General features: G+C 50.3%; 10 protein-coding genes. 1 reads left to right on the top strand and 9 read right to left on the bottom strand.

The annotated features are described in order from the left end of the window. Positions 1–340: 340 nt before the first annotated feature. The 5 genes from MHI12_RS21290 to MHI12_RS21310 form a co-directional block, all read right to left on the bottom strand. A complete protein-coding gene (locus MHI12_RS21290) occupies positions 341–3,760 on the bottom strand; it encodes an SbcC/MukB-like Walker B domain-containing protein (protein ID WP_405170238.1) in 3,420 nt (1,139 codons plus the stop codon). Then, complete coding sequence (locus MHI12_RS21295; protein ID WP_127545229.1) at positions 3,757–4,941, bottom strand: exonuclease SbcCD subunit D; 1,185 nt, start codon at positions 4,939–4,941, stop codon at positions 3,757–3,759. Before MHI12_RS21295 ends, MHI12_RS21290 begins: the two co-directional genes overlap by 4 nt. Before the next feature lie 54 nt (positions 4,942–4,995). After that, entirely contained in the window at positions 4,996–9,423 is a 4,428-nt protein-coding gene (addA, locus tag MHI12_RS21300) for a helicase-exonuclease AddAB subunit AddA (RefSeq protein ID WP_405170239.1), read from the bottom strand. Then, positions 9,420–12,923, bottom strand: a complete 3,504-nt coding sequence (addB, locus tag MHI12_RS21305) for a helicase-exonuclease AddAB subunit AddB (protein ID WP_405170240.1) — start codon at positions 12,921–12,923, stop codon at positions 9,420–9,422. The genes addA and addB overlap by 4 nt, the downstream gene beginning before the upstream one ends. Before the next feature lie 199 nt (positions 12,924–13,122). Further along, entirely contained in the window at positions 13,123–14,499 is a 1,377-nt protein-coding gene (locus MHI12_RS21310; RefSeq protein ID WP_253502016.1) for a class I SAM-dependent rRNA methyltransferase, read from the bottom strand. Positions 14,500–15,196: 697 nt separating this feature from the next. Between MHI12_RS21310 and MHI12_RS21315 the strand changes: the two genes are divergently transcribed. Further along, complete coding sequence (locus MHI12_RS21315) at positions 15,197–16,198, top strand: Na/Pi cotransporter family protein (protein ID WP_076250688.1); 1,002 nt, start codon at positions 15,197–15,199, stop codon at positions 16,196–16,198. Between the two features lie 58 nt (positions 16,199–16,256). Here the strand turns inward: MHI12_RS21315 and MHI12_RS21320 are convergent, their stop codons facing one another. The 4 genes from MHI12_RS21320 to MHI12_RS21335 all read right to left on the bottom strand — a co-directional run bounded on the left by MHI12_RS21320 (position 16,257) and on the right by MHI12_RS21335 (position 19,736). Next, complete coding sequence (locus MHI12_RS21320; RefSeq protein WP_036615070.1) at positions 16,257–16,691, bottom strand: NUDIX hydrolase; 435 nt, start codon at positions 16,689–16,691, stop codon at positions 16,257–16,259. Positions 16,692–16,804: 113 nt separating this feature from the next. Then, positions 16,805–18,151: a tRNA (N(6)-L-threonylcarbamoyladenosine(37)-C(2))-methylthiotransferase MtaB gene (mtaB, locus tag MHI12_RS21325; protein WP_036615072.1), complete on the bottom strand. Its 1,347-nt coding sequence runs from the start codon at positions 18,149–18,151 to the stop codon at positions 16,805–16,807. A 2-nt stretch (positions 18,152–18,153) separates the two neighbouring features. Continuing rightward, positions 18,154–18,918, bottom strand: a complete 765-nt coding sequence (locus tag MHI12_RS21330) for a 16S rRNA (uracil(1498)-N(3))-methyltransferase (RefSeq protein WP_036615075.1) — start codon at positions 18,916–18,918, stop codon at positions 18,154–18,156. A gap of 137 nt (positions 18,919–19,055) precedes the next feature. Further along, complete coding sequence (locus MHI12_RS21335; protein ID WP_076211651.1) at positions 19,056–19,736, bottom strand: site-2 protease family protein; 681 nt, start codon at positions 19,734–19,736, stop codon at positions 19,056–19,058. Between the last annotated feature and the right edge of the window lie 2 nt (positions 19,737–19,738).

The raw sequence follows: 19,738 nt of genomic DNA on the forward strand, positions 1-19,738 counted from the left end.
AAAAAAAGAAGCACCCCGTGAGCGGCTTCCTTGGAAGTCTGCTGCGCGGACATCTATTCAGGAAACGTCCTGATCAGATGTCCGCCGGGGTACTTAAATAAAGTTTGTCGGCTTAACTGTAGTATAACAGCGGGATGAACCTGTATCTGTGATGTAACTCACTCCGCTAAGTTATAAAAGCAAGAAAAGAAATATTTTTACAAAATAATATTCCGTAATAGTGCGTGTTTAATAGGCACCATTCGTAATCAAAAGCGGACTTTTTGAACAACCTCTAATATTCATTTTGCTTGGACTATTAGAGGCGCTTCTATGATCTATATTGCTTACACATTGCCCTCTACAGAGTCTCCAAGACCACACGTGAGCCGTTTCCGGCCTCACCTGCCGGAATCACCACAAGTTTGCGCGGCAAGCGTGCACGCAGTTCAGGCACGTGACTGATGACACCAACAGCCAATCGATCGTCATGCAATTTTTCCAGAGACGTAATGACGGTATCCAACAGTTCAGGGTCAAGTGTACCAAATCCTTCATCCAGGAAGAAGAATTGAAGTGGGTACTGACCTCGCAGCTGAATCTGGGCCGACAGTGCCAAGGCCAGTGACAACGAAGTCAAAAACGTCTCGCCACCTGACAACGTTGATACCGGTCGTTTGACTCCCCCGTTGGCATCATCACAGATTACAAAACCACCGCCGGAATCCACCTCCAGTGAATAACGCTGTTTGGTCAGGAAGCGTAGACGCTGAGATGCCGCATGACTAACCTGCATCAGTTGTTCTTCGGCAATATACTCGACAAAAGCATTGCCTCTAAACGCGGATTGCAGCTTGCTGAGCAGTTCGCCTTGACGGCTTACCTCCACCCGCTTGTTCTCCAGTTCGGTCCAGCGAACATGTCGCTGCTCCACATCCTCCAGATCACGTTCTGCACGTGCTTTAGCACGAAGGGCAGCCTCGTCCTCAATTCGGACCTGCTGCAAACGTTCGGTGCAGGCTAACCACTGTTCCTCTGATACGACAGCACCACCCAGCTTTTGTTCCAATTCACGCAACTGGGATGCCAGTTCACGCTCACGTTCACGGTGTTGCTGGATCTCTCCTGCCAGTCGCTCGGCTTCGTGGGAAGGAATTGCCGCAGACACAACAGCATCATCCGAGTCAAACGGGGATTGTTCCAGCAATTGCTTCCACCGTTCCTGTGCCTGTTGCAAATGTTCTGTGGCCGAGGCGGCTGCCTGATGAGCCATGACGTCTTTCTTGGCTGATTCCTGCTTCAGCGTATCCGCTTCTTTGAAGCGTTGTGCCGAGTCCGAAGCTGTTTTCCGCAGTCCATCCAGACGAGCCTGAGCCGCAACAATCAGATCTTCTACCCGCTGCTCTCCGACCCATTGGCGCAAGCGTTCTTCCTTCTCGGCCAGCTGTTTGCTATTGCCCTGCCACTCCGTTTGCCACTGAATCAGTTGTTTGTCCAATTCCACCAGCTTCTGCTGGAGAGATTGAATGATTTGGTCTTTTTCCTCAAGGAACGTCACGCTTTTGTTCAGACGTTCCTTGATGTCTTCGGCGCGCGCATCGCGCTCCTGCATCGCCTGATAGAGGGCCTTGGCCTCCTCCTGAGCGATGCCCGGCAGTTCCGTGGCCCAGCGGCCCTGCAAGGCAGCCGCTGCGGCCTCGCTCTCGGCCAGCTTGCGCTCCGCCTGGGCGAGCCCGGCACGGCCGGCCTCTTGCGCAGCTGCCGCTTCCATGCGGCGCTGCTGCGCGCCCACAGCCGCCTGCTGCAACGCGGTGGCTTCGGCTTGGAGCGGCGCTGCTGCGGTAGCCAGCGCCTGCGCGGCTTCGCGCAGCGCAGCGGCACGCGATGCCCAGCCTGCCGGGGAGCGCCCGTGTTCGGGCGACCCGGCGGGCTCGGGCTCCGCTGCCGCAGGCGCGGCCTCGGCTGCGGCAGGAGCTTCGCCGGCCGCAGCGCCAAGCTGCGTCAGCAGGCTGCGACGTTCGTGCAGCTGCTGGCGCAGCCCAAAGCGCAGCTCCTGCAGCTCCGCGTGCAGGCTGCGCAGCAGTTCCAGGTCCGCGTCGCCTGCGTGCGGACCTTCTCCCGGCGGCGCAGCCGGGAGCGGGTGATGCGGCGAGCCGCACACCGGGCATGGCTCGCCGTCGTGCAGTTCGGCGCGCAAAGCGGAGGACAGCCGGTGCAGCTCCTGCTCGCGCATCGTGCCACGCAGCTGTTCCTCCGCAAGAGCCAGCAGGCTCTGTTCGCGGCTAATGTCCTGCTCACAGGCAAGCAAGGCCTCAAGACCTTCTGACGCCTGTTCTACCAGATGCTGACGCTGATCACTCAGGCGTGTTTCTTCCTCAGCCGCCGCCTTCAGCTTGTCGGCTCCCTGTTCTGCCGACTGCTTATAAGCTTGCATGTCAGCCTTGTTTTGCTGCAACTGCTCCGCAGCAGTATCCACACGATGTTTCAGTTCTAGCGCAGCTTGAAGTTGCCTGCGTTCCTCTGACTTCACTTCATTTGGCTTGAGGCTCTCCTGTAGTTCCTCTCGCCGTTTGCGTCCGCGCTGTTGCAGTTCCTTTTCTTTCTCAAGCTGCTGTCCCAGCGTAGTTTGTTCGCTCTGCCCCTGTTCCAGCAACTGCGCGAGGCGCGAGCAATCGGCTTGAAGTCCGTCCCGTTCACGTTGCAGCTCTTTTGCTTGTTCGAGTTGCTCCAGGCGCAGCAGAAGTTTCGGTTCTTCCTCAGTCATTTGCTTGCGTGCCGTCTCAGCCTTCTCCGCTTCCTGAACAGCCAGACGCTCATGTTCCAGTGCTTGCTGATGAGCTGTCTCGGCAGTATCCTGCCGCTGCTTCTCTGTAGTCATGGCATCTCGAACCGTCTGCAATGCAGGCAGTATTGCATCTGCCGCAACGGATTGTTTCAGCCGTTGTTCGCCTACCTCTATCTGTGGTTCCAGTGCTTTCAGCTTCTGCTGTTCATCCGTCCGAGCCTGCCGTTCGTTACTTAACTCACGAATTTTGCCCAGTTGTTCAGCTTCCTTCGCAGCTTCATCCAGCGCTTTGCGGGACAATTCAGACTGCTGAACAGCGGTTTGAAGTAGACGTTTCGTTTCTTCCAGCGTCTCCTTGCTGGCATTGCCCAGTCCCTGTTGCTCCGCAGCAAGAGATTGGTGAACCATATCATTATCCTTGACCCGCCGACTTAATTTGATGGCCAACTGGTCCCCATACTTCTCCAGATGGAACAATCGTTGCAGCATCTGGCGGCGTTCACTGCCTTTGAGTGACAAAAACTCGGCAAACTTCCCTTGCGGAAGCACCACTGCCCGTGTAAAATCATCCATCTTCAAACCGATCACATCTTCAACGCAGCGATTCACATCTGCCAATTTGTCGGCAAGTACCTGTTCTTCGCCATTAACCGTCTCTATGAATTTACTGATCGTATTACTCACCGAAACTTCATTATTTCGTTTGAAACGTCGCTCTACCCGGAACCTTCGAGTGCCTTCCGCCGACATCAGTTCAAATGTAAAAGCAACCGACAACGAATCCTCTGCATGATTCATAATGCCTTGTGTCCCGTTCACCGCGCGTTCCACTTTTCCGTACATGGCGAGTGTGATGGCATCGAGCAAAGAAGATTTACCACTACCCGTTGGACCGAAAATACCGAATAGTCCCGTCTCCGTCAGCACGGTAAAATCAATCTCCTGCATCTCCCGATAACTTTGCAGTCCGGCAACTTTTAATAAAATCGGCTTCATCTTTCCTCGACCTCCTCACGCGCACCCGGCTCGTCTTCATCCACAAGTTCCAGGAAAAGCTGTACCAGGCTGTCTTCCGGTTGTGCACCACCGGTCTGACGCTGATAAAATTTACGGAACAGTTCATGCACAGGTAGCTCGGATCGTTGCTCCAAAAGTCCTGCTGCAGCCATCTCGGGATACACCGGGCGAATATGGATGATACCTTCATGTGATTTTCGCAACTGCTGAATCTCCTTCAGGGACATCGCCTCGTCCAGCCACACTTCCATGTCGATAAAAGCCTGCGGATCACGTCCCTCATCCAGCCAGCGATATACTTCTGCCAGACCACCACGGGCCTGCCAACGTACAAGCGGACGCCCGGACGTTAACAAAACTTCTTCTACCTGTGCTGCTCCACCCGGCGCCAGATCAACCATCGTGACAGACTTGCTCTGCCCTGCTTCCGAGAAGCTGTAGGCGAGAGGAGAACCGCTATATCGAATCACACCGTCTCCTTTGACAGCCTGTGCACGATGGAGATGCCCAAGCGCCGTGTATTGCGCACCAGTCGATAAAGATGATGGATCCACCGTGTAGGCCCCACCGATTTGAATCGGACGTTCCGAATCACTCTCAAGTCCGCCGAGCACATAAATATGGCTCATGGCCAAGTTCACGGTATCCGGGCGAAAAGAAGCTGCCAGACGCTGCATTAACATACCCACCCGGTGACTGTATGCCTGACGAAGCACATTTTCATCCCCATCCGTGGTCAGCAATTCATTCAATCTGGCTTCAGAAGGATAAGGTAATGCGGCAATCTGTGCAATTTCTCCGGTTCGCTTTGCATGGATGGTTACCGCTTCTGAAGTAGGCATCCCTACGAGTGTAATGCCCTGTCTGTTCACAAGTGGAGTTACAGAAGCTACACGTTCTGGCTGATCATGATTTCCAGCAATCACCACGAGGGGTCTTCCATGCTCCGTCAGACGTGCTGCCGCTTCATAAAAAAGTTGTTCCGCCGCTGCGGGAGGATTCACCGAATCATACACATCTCCGGCCATCAATATGGCATCCGCCTGCTGCTCATCAGCGACCCTGACGAGTTCATCAACGAAATCTTCCTGTTCACGCAGTCGGCTTCGTCCTTCCAGCGTTTTTCCCAAATGCCAGTCCCCTGTATGCAAAATACGCATCGTCCGTTCCACCCCTCTCCCATGTGAGATACATGGTTTTGAATTCCGATCTTTTTACAATTTCACTGCATGTCCACCATCAAAAAAGTACAGCCATTTCCGGTCAACTTTCCGACCTAATATATCTTCAATAGCCCGTCCATACAGATCTAGCTGGAAGCGATAATTTTTGGTAAGTTCATCCAAACCACCACGATGCTCCAATACCCGATCCGTCTTGTAATCAAGCAAGACAAGCTCGCCGTCCACCTCATACAGACAATCGATAATCCCCTGTACAAGCACGGTTTCATTTTCAATCGTTGCCTGCATTTTGCTATCTTCATTTATTGTCTGCATATCTGAGTTCGCCGCCCGTTCATGTAGCCATTCCACAGGAGACTGATGTGCCGGAAGTCCATACACAAACGGAATTTCCCGTTTCACCCACGCTGCACGCAATAATTCTTTCCCTGGTTCTGTATTGAAAAATCCGGCCAGTTCTTCAGGTTCGATAGCCGCAGCATGATGGGGCAGCAAAATCTGAAGCTTAATCAACCGCTCAATCGTCTGTTCAATAAGCTGTGAATCAACAGATGATCCATCTATAGGAAGATGCTGCATCAACGTATGATACACGTTTCCCCGTTCTGCCCCTGTCAGCTGCGTTGCCTCCATGAATTTGGGACGACGCAGGTGCAGTTTGAAAGACGTACCTGCAGATCCCGCATCCGGAAGGTTCACCGTACCGTTTGAATCTGTCCATGATCCAGTCTCACGCTCGTTAGATTCATCGGATACGCCACGTAGTACATGGCCTGCTTCATCTTTGGTGTAATTGATTCCTGGGTTGTTGTGAGCCAATAATTTCTCGGACTGTTCTCCCAGTTCCTCCATCACCTCTACGGACTGGATATCCTGCATCGCAAGTAACGTTTTCAACTCCGTGACAGATGTACTGGCTGCTACTTGAGTTGCTGCTTCATAGGGGTACGTCCATGAAAGTCGTTGATCAACCTCGTTGATCAGCCGTGTCTCCTCTTGTTGAAGAGCTACTGTGTCTGCACCTTCATCTCCAATGTTTTGGTTAGCCGTATCTTGTGCACTCTTCGTCAGCTCTTCTACCGTTGAAGATGTAACCAACTTCACGGGTTGGACGGCTTTTAGTGCAGCAATTCGTTCTTTCCGTACCTCATTTATCCCGTCTTCTTCTCCGAGTATCAGATCTACCACATGGTCACGGGATACCTGATCGGCGGAAATAATAGAGATCGCCCATCGTGATTGATCATCTGCAAGACAAGCTGAGAACGAATCATTGCTTCCAGCAAGTTCACGCAGCACACCCGCATCTGGATGTCTCATCAGGGATGGCCCAATCCAGTCCAGGTAACTCCGTCCAGCAGCAAGCAGATAATCTGGCAATGCCAGTTCAGGGCTGTCTTTGACCTGAGACCACGCCAGCGCTTTTTTCGCGGCATCTTTTACAGTACCTAGCAGAATCATTTTCTCTTTTGGACGGGTCAACGCAACATACAGCACACGCATCTCTTCAGCCAGCAGTTCAAATTGCGCACGACGACGAATCGCCAGATTGGCTAATGTAGGATAGGCAACCCGGTTCTCACGATCCACAAACCTCGGACCAAATCCCAGTTCCTTATGCATTAGAAACGGTGCGTTCAAGTCCTGCTGATTAAACATCTTGGATATGCCACCGACAAAGACAATTGGAAACTCCAAACCCTTACTCCGGTGAATCGTCATGATACGTACGGCGTTGTCCTGCTCACCAGAGCTACTTGCTACAGTTCCGAGGTCTCCCCCGTTTTCCCGCAGTCTGGAAACATAGGTCAGGAAACGGAACAAGCCGCGATTCGCAGTTGATTCTTCATATTGTCGTGCGCGATCGTACAATGCCTTAAGATTACTTTGACGTTGCAGTCCTCCTGGAAGACCACCAACCCAGTCCAAATAACCGGTTTCCCGATACATACGCCAGATCAGTTCACTTAGACTACCTTGTCTTGCCTCAAGTCTCCACTGCTGCAATTGACGCATAAAACGAATTAACTTCTGCTGCAACTCCGAGCCTGAGATCTCCGTTATACCCAAATCCTCACTTGCATGTCCCGCAACACCAGCATCTTGCATTCCATCTGTATGCAATGTATGCACATCGGATTCATAGACATCATCCAGGATCTCTGCCTCGACTGAAGCTGCTGTCTCCCGCTGTCCCAGTTCCATCTCTGCCCCGGCTTCCGGCCACTGCAACTGGACCATATTGGAATCAGGATGATTATCCTGCCGGGATTGTTGTACAGCATTAGTGGAGGAATCGCTCCAATCTCCCGCAGCCGATATAACCGCATCATAGAATGACTGTCTTTTGTCACCAAGCCGAATCTGTGCCAGTTCCTCTTCATCCAGTCCAACAATCGGGGAACGAAGCACGGAAGCAAGCGGAATATCCTGCCTTGGATTATCAACAAGCTGAAGCAGAGACATCATGATTTCCACTTCTGTAGCCTGAAAATAGCCCTTACTCTGTTCTCCTCCAGCAGGAATTCCCTGCTGTCTGAATTCCTCAATCATGAGCGGAGCCCACATCAAGGTCGAACGCAGCAAGATGACCATGTCACCGTAACGTGCCGGGCGCATCGTTTGCAGGGCTTTGTCATATACATGAAGGGCAGGTTTGTCCGTGTCTCCAACCATCTCCCGAATACGCCTTGCGATTGCCCTCGCTTCCAACTGGGCTGTTTCAAGTTCGGCACTCTCCAGTTCTGCGGAGACCGATGCATCCCCATTCTCATCCGTACTCTCTGTCAGATCAGGACCACCACCCTGACGATCGATCAGCATGAGTTCAGGTGTATACGCCTCATCACCAAGTGTTTCTGACGGGAAGGTAGCCCCATATGCCAGTTGAGCTCGTTCATCGTAAGCAATCTCTGCCACACCTTCGTTCATGAGTTGTCGGAATATCATATTGACCGAATGCACGACTTCTGCTCGACTACGAAAATTCCGCGCAAGATCAATACGTTGACCAGTACGATGCAGACGTTCTTCCACCATTCCGTCCTCATTTGTGCTCGCTCCATACTGGCGATACTTGTTCATAAACAGACCTGGCTCAGCCAACCGGAAACGGTAGATACTCTGTTTGACATCACCGACCATGAATCGGTTACCCGGGTTTTCTCTGGAGATCAGTTTCACGATATCTTCCTGAACCGTATTGGTATCCTGATATTCATCAAGCAACACTTCATCGAATCGCGAACGGTACTCCATAGCCGCATCGGAAGGCATCGACTGTTCAGGCGTTGAATCCTCATGTCGCAAAATGTGAAGACAGTAATGCTCCAGATCACTGAAGTCAACTTGCCCACGTTCCTGTTTGGCCTGTCGATAACGTTCTCCAAATGTACTAACCAACCTCGACAACTCCTGCATGAGTGGTGCCGCTTGCTCCAACTCCTGCCAGAACGCAAACGCACTTCTTCCGAACAATGAACCTTTCAGGTCGGTAACTGCCTTTTTCGCGGCCTCACGGAGTTCCTTCACCTGATCCTGTAAACCCGGGTCCGTCTGATCTTTTTTGCAGGGTTTCAGTTTGCCAAATGTAGCGGGTTGAAACACTTCAGGCAACCTTTCCCATGGCATAACCTGGGCTGCAGACAACAGTTCTTCTACCATCACCAGGTCTTCTTTTAACGTATCTGCATAAGGTGCCGGACCTTCAGGCTGCATGGAAATATGAATGCCTTGACGGAGCAATCCTGCTGCACCACTTAAAGCAAGAGCCGCATCACGCAAAATACTCTGAACCCATGCTGAATGTCCAAGTGCCTCTACACTTTCCACCTGAAAAGCAGACGCCATCTCTGAGAGCCAATGATCCGGCCAGGAATGACTGCGGGAGAAATCATACAAACGTTGCACCAGTCGATGCATCGCATCATCGTTTCGTTCTCCACTGAACCAGTCCACTAATTCGCGGAATGTACTCCCTTCATCTTCTTCGCCATACTTTTCCTCAAATAGTTCTTCAAGCAGTTCCTGCCGCATGATTTCCGCTTCATTTTCATTCAGGATACGGAAAGCCGGGTTCAACGGAATTTGCTGATAATAACGGCGAATGACTTCCATACAGAATGAATGCAGCGTTGTAATAGATGCCCGTCCAAGCAGCGACAGCTGCTTACGCAGATGCTCTTCTCCAGGCTGTTCTTCCAGCGCACGTTCCAACGCTTCCCGAATCCGTTGTTTCATCTCGGCGGCGGCCGCTTTGGTAAACGTAGCTACAAGTAAACGATCCACACTGTATCCTTGGGAGGGATCTGCGATCTTGCGAATAATTCGTTCAACCAGTACGGCTGTCTTGCCTGATCCCGCCGCTGCGGCAACCAGTATGTCTTCTCCGCTTTCGGAAATCGCACTCCACTGGTCATCACTCCAGAAGCTTCCTTCCGGTTTTGGCATATTCGTCATGATGTTTCCCCTCCTTTGGTGTGAGATAACATATCCCAGATTTGCTGTTTGCCCGGTTTGGACAACAGGTTGTATTCATTTCCTTCTATATTCTCATCAAACTGACAAACAGGCTTATATGGACAGAACGTGCACGCCACTTCCTGCTGAATACGATAAGGCTCAATGGCCACATCCCCATCCGTAATCCGGGTACCAATCTCACGGATATTACTGCGGACTGAAGCAAGCAGCGTATCCCATTGCTCTGGCGTAGCTACAGCGGCGCTGCTATAAAAGCTTCCGTCCGCCTTAAGAGCAACTGGAATAATAGCTGAATACCCCTTATCCAGGGTGTTGTCCATTTGAGCAATTGCGTCCCGATCCGCCAGTAGCAAACCTTTCATTTTGAACCGTTTCAGCAGTTCTTGTCCTGCCTGCTCTGATGTCATGCCGTTTGCGGATTGCAACAGCGGGTTATGCACATGGAAATACAACGTTCCTCCCGGCATCGCCGTTTCCCCAAGCCATTCTTCGGCAGCACTAAGCAGCACCTCCAGATAGGTGAGCATTTGCAATGACAGACCATAGTACACTTCATGTAACTTGAGGTCCGTCTGGCTTGATTTATAGTCAATGACACGCAAGAGCAGACCATTCTCTCCTTCTGCGACATCCACACGGTCAATCCGACCCACGATCTCCATCACACAGCCGTTCTCCAGTTCAAAACGTAGTGGCGGCAGTGTTTTATCGGGTCCAAAATCAAGCTCCAATCCAATCGGTTCAAAACTTCCACGTCTGGACTGTTCACCAAGAATAACCGATGCCCGGCTAACAATGTCCTTCAATTTGCGGAAAATATAACCGTATCGCTTGGTGCTTAGCAAAATCTCCCCTTGCAGCTGTGGTGCAATCTGCTCCACCGTTTGCTCGGCTTCATGACGACATTGGTCTGGAGTCAAACTGCCCCAACTACGATTTTCTTCGCGCAATCGCATAGCCAACTGGCTTAGTGCAGCATGAAACAGCTGTCCGATATCAGGAGCCTGAAGGCGGTACAATTGCCGTTCTTTGAGACGCAGCCCATGCGAAGCAAAATGGGAGAACGGACAAGCGACGAACCGCTCCATTCGCGAGACACTCGTCCTCACCTCTGTACCATACAGTCTGCGACTGGTAACTGTACGTAGTGGTAATGCCCGATTACGATAAAAGATTGATCCCATCAACCGTTCCAGCTGAGGTCTGCTTGTCTCTCGAGATACATGCCAATTGTAGACCGCCCACCACATTTCAGGGATGTCTTCTCCGTGGCGCCATTTGCGCAATTGTCCAATGAGCGTTGACAGACTCTGACCCGGATGGGTGACATAGGACCAATGCGCTTCTTCCGAGTTCGCAACCGGCGGTTGAGCGAGCAATGGCTGTTCTTGTAAACCAAACATCTTCCGTACATGACGGACAATCTCGGAAGGAAGCAGTGCTTTCCCCTCATCATCAGCAACCGGGTAACTCAGCCACAACTGGCTGCTTGCCGCTGTAAGTGCCGTATAGATCAGGAAACGTTCATCCAGCATCTGCCTTGTTGCACCTGGTCCAAGCGCCACGCCTCTTTCCGTCAGTAACGATCTCTCCAGTTCCGTTAATACGCCATCATCCTGAGGTACGGCAGGTAATTCACCATCAATCGCGCCAAGGATAAATACGTATTTGATGTCCTGAAGTCGTGTACGGTCCATAGAACCAACCAATACCTGATCAAGTGCTGGTGGTACCAGACCCAGCTTCAGTTCCGTCAATCCGGTCTCAATCATCCCGGCAAACAGCGTGATATCCAGCCGTTCATTCCCCATCATATCGACCATCTGATCCAATAAATCCAGCACAGCTCCCCACATCTGCCGATGTTCTCTCGACCGTTCGGGGTCACCTTGTGCCTTAGCTTCAGCAGACATGTTATCCAGCTTCCATGGGATTTCAGCATCTTCCAGCAATCTGTATAGTGCCTCGCACTGGGCTTTAGCTGTCTTTGCCTTTTTCATTCGTTTCTCAAAAACACCCAAGGAATCTGTAATGACCGTTCGGCAGCTCTCCATTAAAGAAAGCATCTGGTCCCGTCCTCGACTACGGCCATCCTGACCGTTGTCTTCGAGCGACAGGCTTGGTACATACTTCCACGGTTTGCCGTCAGTCCAGCGATACCCGTGAATACCACAAGCCAGTACATAATTCTCAAGCTGGTCCATATCTTCACGAGTGATGGAACCATCACGCGGAAGCAGCAGATCCGTTTTGACACAACGAAATACATCCTCGTAACGCCAGTGGCGCCGAACAATATCCAGTGCGGAACGGATAAACTCGGATAATGGATGATGAAGTTCATTTCTTCTGCGGTCCAGAAAGACGGGTACGCCATAATCCCTGAATAGAGGTTCAGCTATATCAGCGTAGGTATCCAACTGACGAACAAGTACCGCCATGTCCCGATAACGCGCACCTTCGTTTTGCGCCAGACGCCGCATCTCACGCAGTGCCCCCTCCATCTCAGCTCGTCGGTTCTCCGCTGCAACCAGTCGGATTCCGGAATCAAGGCCTTCACTTTTCCAACGAATTCGCCGGTCGAAACCAGCCTCCAGATGAGCAAGTCCCGGACGATCCTTGTATCTCGGTGGAATCTCCGAATCTAGCACGGTTATATCGCTCGGTACACCCAGTTCGTCAGCCATCCCTTTGAGACGCGCATAGGCACTTGCCGTGGGATAAAATAGTTCCAGTTCTCCAGGCAGTGCGCCGTGATCATAAGGACGATCCAATGTCAGTGCAATGGTCACGGAAGAGGACTGCAACATCAGCCGACCGATCACACTCATCTCCTGTGGTGTGAATCCCTGAAAACCATCAATCCAGATTTGGGCATCCTGCAGCAATGCACTTTCCGACAAACGATCTGTCAGCTCGGTCAACGTGTCTTCATCATCAATATATAAATTGGTCAATTCCTGTTCATAGTCACGATATATCAGATTCAAGTCATGCAACTTGTCCTCCAGAATCGGCGAAGTGGATGAGGTATTCCCTCCAGACATCCCTTCTTCCAGCAATGATGGATCAACTTCATAACGTTTAAATTCACTATATAAGTCATTTAATTCGCCTATAAAACCCAGCTGGCTGCCGGATGCACCAAACAGCTTCAATTCTTCCTTACGGCGCTGAATTACTTTATAGAGCAGCATTTTTTTGCCTTCGGCTCCGATCGGAATACGAGCAGAACCACCTGCTTCCAGCATTACACGATAGGCTAAACGGCGAAAGCCGAGCACTTCTGCACGCATGGTACCTTTAATTGCTCCAGAAGACACCAATGCCTGCTCTGTTCGAAAAGAACTCTGTTCGGGAACGAGCAAAATCAAAGGTGTGCCTTGCGGTTCTTGTTGAAGCAGGGATGTAATTTCCCGGGTAATCAGCGAGCTTTTGCCGCTGCCTGCCCGGCCAATAACAAAACGAACGGACATGTCTAATCCTCCAAACCACACGTACAAGATTTTAATTCCCAGTATAACATATCTGACTTGGTTCGGAACATACGTTTGCCACTATCCGGTAAAACCGGAGATCATCTCCGTAAACACAGCAAAACAGAAAAAAGCCCGCAGCTATCACACTGTGGACTTTTGACTTGATCTATACTTGATTGGAACGGAAATCATACAATTAATTCTTTTTACTGCGCACTTCGAAAATAGCAAATTTCAGGTAATGCCCTTCATCCACGCCCAAAATTTGTGGGTGATCCTTACCGGCTGCTTTCCAGTCGATCAAACGAAGCACTTTGCCTGCATCTTCCGCTGCATCAGCAATCGTGTCCAAGAAAAGATCAGGACGCATGTGATACGAACAGCTGGCTGTTACCAAATATCCACCCTCATTAACCAGTTTCATTCCTTGCAGGTTGATATCCTTATATCCACGGCACGCACCTTTAACTGCTGATTTCGTTTTGGCAAACGCAGGAGGATCGAGGATGACCACATCAAATGTTTTACCGCCAGCTGCAAGCGCTTTGGACGTATCTACTTTCTGTTCGGCAGCACGCGCACGTGCAGTACGTTCATCCAGCCCTTTCACTTGTTCACGCAAGTACTGGAATGCATCGGCAACTACGAATTCGACCCGGTCGGTGAATCCGTTCAGCTCCACATTTGTTCGTGCACTCTCAATGGCATGCTCCGAAATATCAAGACAAGTCACTTTTTTGGCTCCATACTTGCAAGCATTCAACGTAAAGCTTCCCGTGTGTGAGAAACACTCAAGTACAGTGGCACCATCCCAATATGGGAATGTAACTACTTTACCGCTTTTATTCACAGGCAAAAGCTGCTCTATGCCATCCTGCTCGGTCGTTTGTAGTGTGATTCCACTCTTGTAGCCCCAACCCTTCATAAGCGGTTCAATGGCTGCACGATTCTCGCGTTGGTCGAAGAAGTAACCTGTCTTCTGACCTTCCACGATATCCACTTTAATGAGTAGTCCATTCTCTGTAACTGTGACATGCCGTGGGCACTCTCCATACAGCGGACCTTTGGTCTGCTCCAAACCTTCCAGTTCACGAATTGAGACATCACTGCGCTCATATATGCCTTCCGGCTGCATTACTTCAATGAGTGCCTGTACGATGGCTTCACGGCAACGATCCATGCCAAGTGTAAGCAACTGTACAACGAGGATGCTGCCGAATCGATCAACGATTAATCCTGGCAGAAAATCAGCTTCGCCGTAAACGAGACGATATGCCTCGCCATCCTGGATAAAACGTTCCCGATGACGCAAACAATCGCGGAAGCGAGATGCAAAAAACGCGGTGTCCATCTGTTCGGACTCCAGAGGTTGATACGCTACAACTCTTACAGTGATTTGAGATGCGGGATTGTAATATCCTGTCGCCAGATAGCGACCTTGATGATTCAATACATTGACCAGATCTCCCGGTTCCGGGTTTCCGTCAACAGAGGCAATTTCATTGTTAAATATCCATGGATGTGCATGTTCAAGCCGCTTTTTGCGACTGCGTTCGAGTGTAACTGATGGCAAGGTAGATCCACTTCTTTCATAGTTAGTTGAAAAGATAGGTTTGGTGCGGCGCGTAGGTGGCGTTTCGGTTACGAATCGATCTTCCGATCGCTGTTGTCTCCAGATTTTTTTGATTCCCTTTTTAAAGGGGAAATCCGGGGACAAAGGCGCACGCTTCGCTTCTTCAGATTCGATTTCGTCCCCTCCACTACGCTTGCACGAATCACCGTATCTTTTGAATTGGGGTGGCACAATTAGGTGGCGCTACGGCGACGAATTGTTCCTCTGATCGCTGTTATCCCCAGATTTTTTTTGATTCCCTTTCTTAAAGGGAAAATCCGGGGATAAAGGCGAGCGCTTCGCTTCTTCGGTAACAATTTCGTCTTCTTCGCTACGTTTGCACGAATCACCGTATCTTTCGAATTGGGGTGCGGCAATTAGGTGACGTTCCGGGTTCGAATCGATCTTCTGATCGCTGTTGTCTCCAGATTTTTTTGATTCCCTTTTTTAAAGGGAAAATCCGGAGACAAAGGCGCACGCTTCGCTTCTTCAGATTCGATTTCGTCCCCTCCACTACGCTTGCACGAATCACCGTATCTTTCGAATTGGGGTGGGGTAATTTAGGTCGCTTCCCTCTGAATTCCTTTAGGCTTGTCATGGTTGTCTTTTCTTACTCATAGGATGAGTTAAGGAACCGGACGGAAGGAATGATGTTTCTATGTTTAGAGATGTTATATTGCCCTTACTCTATGGGCTTATTATCTTTTTTGGTGGCATGAAGCTGATGGAAACGGCCTTGCAGCGCATGGCAGGGCCCATGTTGGCAGATTGGCTCAATCGTGCCACCTCTGCTCCATGGAAAGGCATGGCCTTCAGTGCAGGTGCAACGGCCCTGTTACAGAGCAGTACTGCGGTCACCGTACTCACCATTGGACTGGCTAATGCCAGATTAATTACCTATGGACGCACACTTGGCATCATCCTCGGCACCAACATCGGCACATGCCTGACGACGGAGCTGGTGGGACTGCAGATCGGACGTGCTTCCCTGCCGCTACTCGTCCTGTCGCTAACGGGCTGGGCCATGTTTGTTGTTCTTGGTGAACGCAATCTGGCCGCTCCTGAACGCACGCGTCAGACTCTGTTTAACATCCAGTACAGTTTCCTCGCAGCTGCCGGATTTGCACTTGTTATGACAGGCATTCAGGTGATGCAATCCATTGCCTTACCCTTGCGGAGCATGGGCGTATTTCAATGGTTTCTCGACCGCTCGGCCGACAGCTTGTGGTGGGGCTTCCTGGCAGGTGCCTGTCTGACAGCGCTCATTCACAGCAGCGCAGCTGTCATTAGCATGGCGATTACGCTGGCAGCCACAGGGGTATTGCCTGTGGAGATCGGCATCGCCATTGTGATCGGGTCCAATGTGGGGACCTGCATCACCGCTGTGATTGCTGCCGCGGGCGGAGCATCCGCAGGCAAATTTGTCGCAGCCTCCCATGTTGTATTAAACATTGCGGGAGCGCTGCTGTTTATGCCGCTGATCGGCCAGCTGCATGCAGCTTCGGCCTGGCTGTCAGCGGACAACGGGGCACAGATTGCGCATGCCCAGACCCTTTTTAACATCACCAGTTCACTGCTTGCTTTGCCATTCTGTTACTTGCCAATCTGGCACAAAAAACCACCGGTCCACGCCCCCGCGGCGAAGTCACCCGTGGCTTGATGATCTGCCTGTCCAGACCCACAGAGCGCGCGGCTAACTGACTCGAACAATAAAGCCGTTATACGTTAATGCCTAACTTGTTCAGGGCTACACGCAAGATATCATCGTTATTATCATATCCGCTCTGCTGCTGTAAGGACCATGCTTCTTCCGGAGCATACCAATCCACACCCTTGATTTCTTCAATCTGAGGCTGTAGATCACCACTCTCGGCTTCAACGAGATAATAATGAACTTCCTTGTCCACCGGGCCAAAATCTGCATGTTGGTACGTGTAAGCAATGATATCAACCGGCTCTACAATGCGACCCACCATACCTGTCTCTTCCAAAATCTCGCGCAGTGCCGTCTGTTCAATTGTTTCTCCATCTTCCATTTTGCCCTTGGCGAGAGTTGTTTTACCATAACGATCTACGATAAGCTGAATTTGAAGACGTCCGTCTTCCCCTGTTCTATAAACAACTCCGCCTGCTGAAATTTCTTTTTTGTTCATCGTGCTCTCCCCCATCAACTTCGATATCTTTATCTTATTTTTTGCAAAAGAAGGACCTCATCTCCCCGGGTAAGCTCCCCAAGGAAATGAAATCCTTGTTTCTGCCGCCTCGATCACATCGCGGCGGACTTAAGATTCTCTTCCAACACACGTACCAGCGTAGCCTGACTCTCGTTGACGCCGGCTTTAACCACTTTGACTCGGCACACTTTACCGACCATATCCATCGTTCCGTCAAAGACCAGTTGAATGTAGTTGTCGCTATAACCGTGCAGCTTGCCACTTCCCTCGCGGCCTTTGGCTTCCCCTTCGGGAATAACATCCAGTACCTGTCCAACAAACTGCTCAGCGTACTCCAGCTGCATCTGTTCAGACAAGTCAATCAGTTCATGCACACGTGCATTTTTGACTTCTTCGTCCACCTGATCTTCCATTCGTGCTGCTGGTGTACCCGTACGCTTGGAATAAGGGAATACGTGCATTTCGGAAAAACCGATCTTCCGCATCAACTCATAGCCATTACGGTACATCTCATCCGTCTCACCTGGAAATCCAACAATGATGTCTGTTGTAATCGCTACATCAGGCATTGCTTCCCGAATGCGAAGCATTTTGTTGTAAAACTCTTCTGTCGTATATTTACGGCGCATGCGTTTCAACACCGTATCATCACCCGCTTGCAGCGGAATATGGAAGTGACGAACGAGTTTATCCGAACGTTTGATCACGTCGAGCATGCGGTCATCGATCTGACTGGCTTCAATCGAGCTGATTCGAATACGCTCCAAACCCTCTACCTTATCCAAATCCCACAGCAGATCGGTCAGATCATAGTTCTCCATGTCATCGCCATACCCACCTGTATGAATACCGGTGAGAACAATCTCTTTGTATCCGGCGTGTACGAGTTGATGCGCCTGTTGAATAATGCTGTTTGCTTCCCGACTACGTGAGAGACCACGAGACCATGGAATAATGCAGAATGTACAGAAGTTATTGCAACCATCCTGAATCTTCAGGAATGCGCGGGTGCGGTCAGCAAAATCCGGTACGTCCATTTCTTCAAACACACGGGTTTTCATAATATTACGCACCGCATTAACCGGTTGACGGGACTCCTGAATTTCATTAACGTATGGTAAAATCTTGTCACGGTCCTGTGTACCGATAACCAGATCCACCCCTGGGATGTCCAGAATCTCTGCCGGAGAAGTCTGCGCATAGCAGCCTGTAACGGCCACAATCGCCTCCGGGTTGCGCCGAATGGCACGACGAATAATTTGACGGCTCTTTTTGTCGCCGGTATTGGTTACTGTACAAGTATTAATCAAGTATACATCCGCTGTCTGTTCATCAAAGTCCACTTGATCGTAACCTTCGTTTTTGAACAATTGCCAAATCGCCTCTGTATCATAGAAATTAACTTTGCAGCCTAAGGTGTAAAACGCCACGGATGGCATAATTACATTCCTCCCATTTCTCCGGATTCATATAGCACGCAAGTTAGTGCTGCCATTCCAGCTGTCTCAGCACGCAAAATGCGTTTGCCCAGTCCAACAGATACAGCACCTGCCTGATCAGCCTCTGCCGTCTCCTTCTCAGAAAATCCACCTTCCGGTCCAACCACGATCAAAACTTCTGCACTTGCATCAGGTGCAAGCTGCTCTATAAACGGCTTCAGTGCATCTCTCAGCTGTTTACCGTTTTCTTTCTCATAACAATAACATACCAGACTATAGCCCTCAAAAGAAGATAACAGCCCTTTCCAGGAAAGCGGCTGTTCGACGGATGGAATACGATTCCGGTGACTCTGTTCGGCAGCTTCCTTGGCAATTTTCCGCCACCGCTCCAACCGTTTGCCTTCTTTCTTGGCATCATATTGCACAATCGTACGCTCTGATAGGAAGGGTACAAATGATACCGCCCCAATCTCAGTACATCTCTGGATGACTGTTTCCATCTTGTCACCCTTGGGCAAACTCTGTGCCACGGTTACACGAATCCGTGCTTCATGGTCCATCTCGAGAGGTTCCACAATATTGGCTGTCACTTGGCCCACTTCAATACTCTCAATTTCCACGAGTGCTTCTCTGGAGTTTCCGTCACTGACAATCAGTTTATCTCCAGGTTTACCACGCATGACCTTGCCAATATGGCGTGCATCATCACCTGTGATAATCACAGCGTGTTCATTAAACTGTTCTGCAGATACAAAATATCGCTGCATTAGTCAATCCACCCATCTTGTCCTGTTATGACTGGAATTCACCCCGCCTCATGGCAGGCGTGAATCCAATCGCCACAGATGATCATACAACTTTTACGTGTTTCTGACCAGTATTCCAGTCCATAAACAATGCGCTTTTAGCGATATAATTCGATAATCACCTTTGCCAGATCCACATACATCGTTTGCGCAAACTCATACAAAGGTTGAATCGTCACATTTTGCAACGGAGGTATAACAAGAATCAATAGGAAGATAAAAATAGACCATTGCTCCACCCCTTGCAGCTTGCGGCTGATTGAAGGTGGAACTACATCTTCCAGAATCCGATAACCATCCAGTGGGGGCAACGGAATCAAGTTAAACAGGAACAGGAAAAAGTTGGTTAAGTTAAAGATAGCGAAAAACGTCGTGATTGCTGTCAGCAGCCGCTCATTATCAATCCCACCGAGAGCTCCCGAACCAACCAGTGAAGCATAGATGATTGTACCGATGATCGCGAGCAAAAGATTGCTCAGAGGCCCTGCTGCAGATACGATGATGCCCATCAATCTAGGTTTGTCGAAGTTAGCCCGATTAACGGGAACTGGACGTGCCCAACCAAAGCCGGCAATAATGAGCAGCAGCACACCAAACAAGTCAAAGTGTACAACCGGATTCAGCGTGACCCGACCCAACAGCTTCGCTGTTGGATCACCAAATTTGTTGGCAAAATATGCATGCGAGAATTCATGCACCGTAAATGCGATCAGAATGGTCAGTAAGAAAAACGGAAGCTGATCGATCGGATAACGAAAGAACGAATTCCAAAAGTCCATAC

It is taken from the genome of Paenibacillus sp. FSL H8-0280, from assembly GCF_045040665.1.
GTDB lineage: Bacteria > Bacillota > Bacilli > Paenibacillales > Paenibacillaceae > Paenibacillus > Paenibacillus xylanexedens_A.

Excerpts from the sequence above, each read along its gene's own strand:
- MHI12_RS21290 (WP_405170238.1), bottom strand. The coding sequence starts at position 3,760 with ATGAAGCCGATTTTATTAAAAGTTGCCGGACTGCAAAGTTATCGGGAG.
- MHI12_RS21295 (WP_127545229.1), bottom strand. The coding sequence starts at position 4,941 with ATGCGTATTTTGCATACAGGGGACTGGCATTTGGGAAAAACGCTGGAA.
- addA (WP_405170239.1), bottom strand. The coding sequence starts at position 9,423 with ATGACGAATATGCCAAAACCGGAAGGAAGCTTCTGGAGTGATGACCAG.
- addB (WP_405170240.1), bottom strand. The coding sequence starts at position 12,923 with ATGTCCGTTCGTTTTGTTATTGGCCGGGCAGGCAGCGGCAAAAGCTCG.
- MHI12_RS21315 (WP_076250688.1), top strand. The coding sequence starts at position 15,197 with ATGTTTAGAGATGTTATATTGCCCTTACTCTATGGGCTTATTATCTTT.
- MHI12_RS21320 (WP_036615070.1), bottom strand. The coding sequence starts at position 16,691 with ATGAACAAAAAAGAAATTTCAGCAGGCGGAGTTGTTTATAGAACAGGG.
- mtaB (WP_036615072.1), bottom strand. The coding sequence starts at position 18,151 with ATGCCATCCGTGGCGTTTTACACCTTAGGCTGCAAAGTTAATTTCTAT.
- MHI12_RS21330 (WP_036615075.1), bottom strand. The coding sequence starts at position 18,918 with ATGCAGCGATATTTTGTATCTGCAGAACAGTTTAATGAACACGCTGTG.
- MHI12_RS21335 (WP_076211651.1), bottom strand. The coding sequence starts at position 19,736 with ATGGACTTTTGGAATTCGTTCTTTCGTTATCCGATCGATCAGCTTCCG.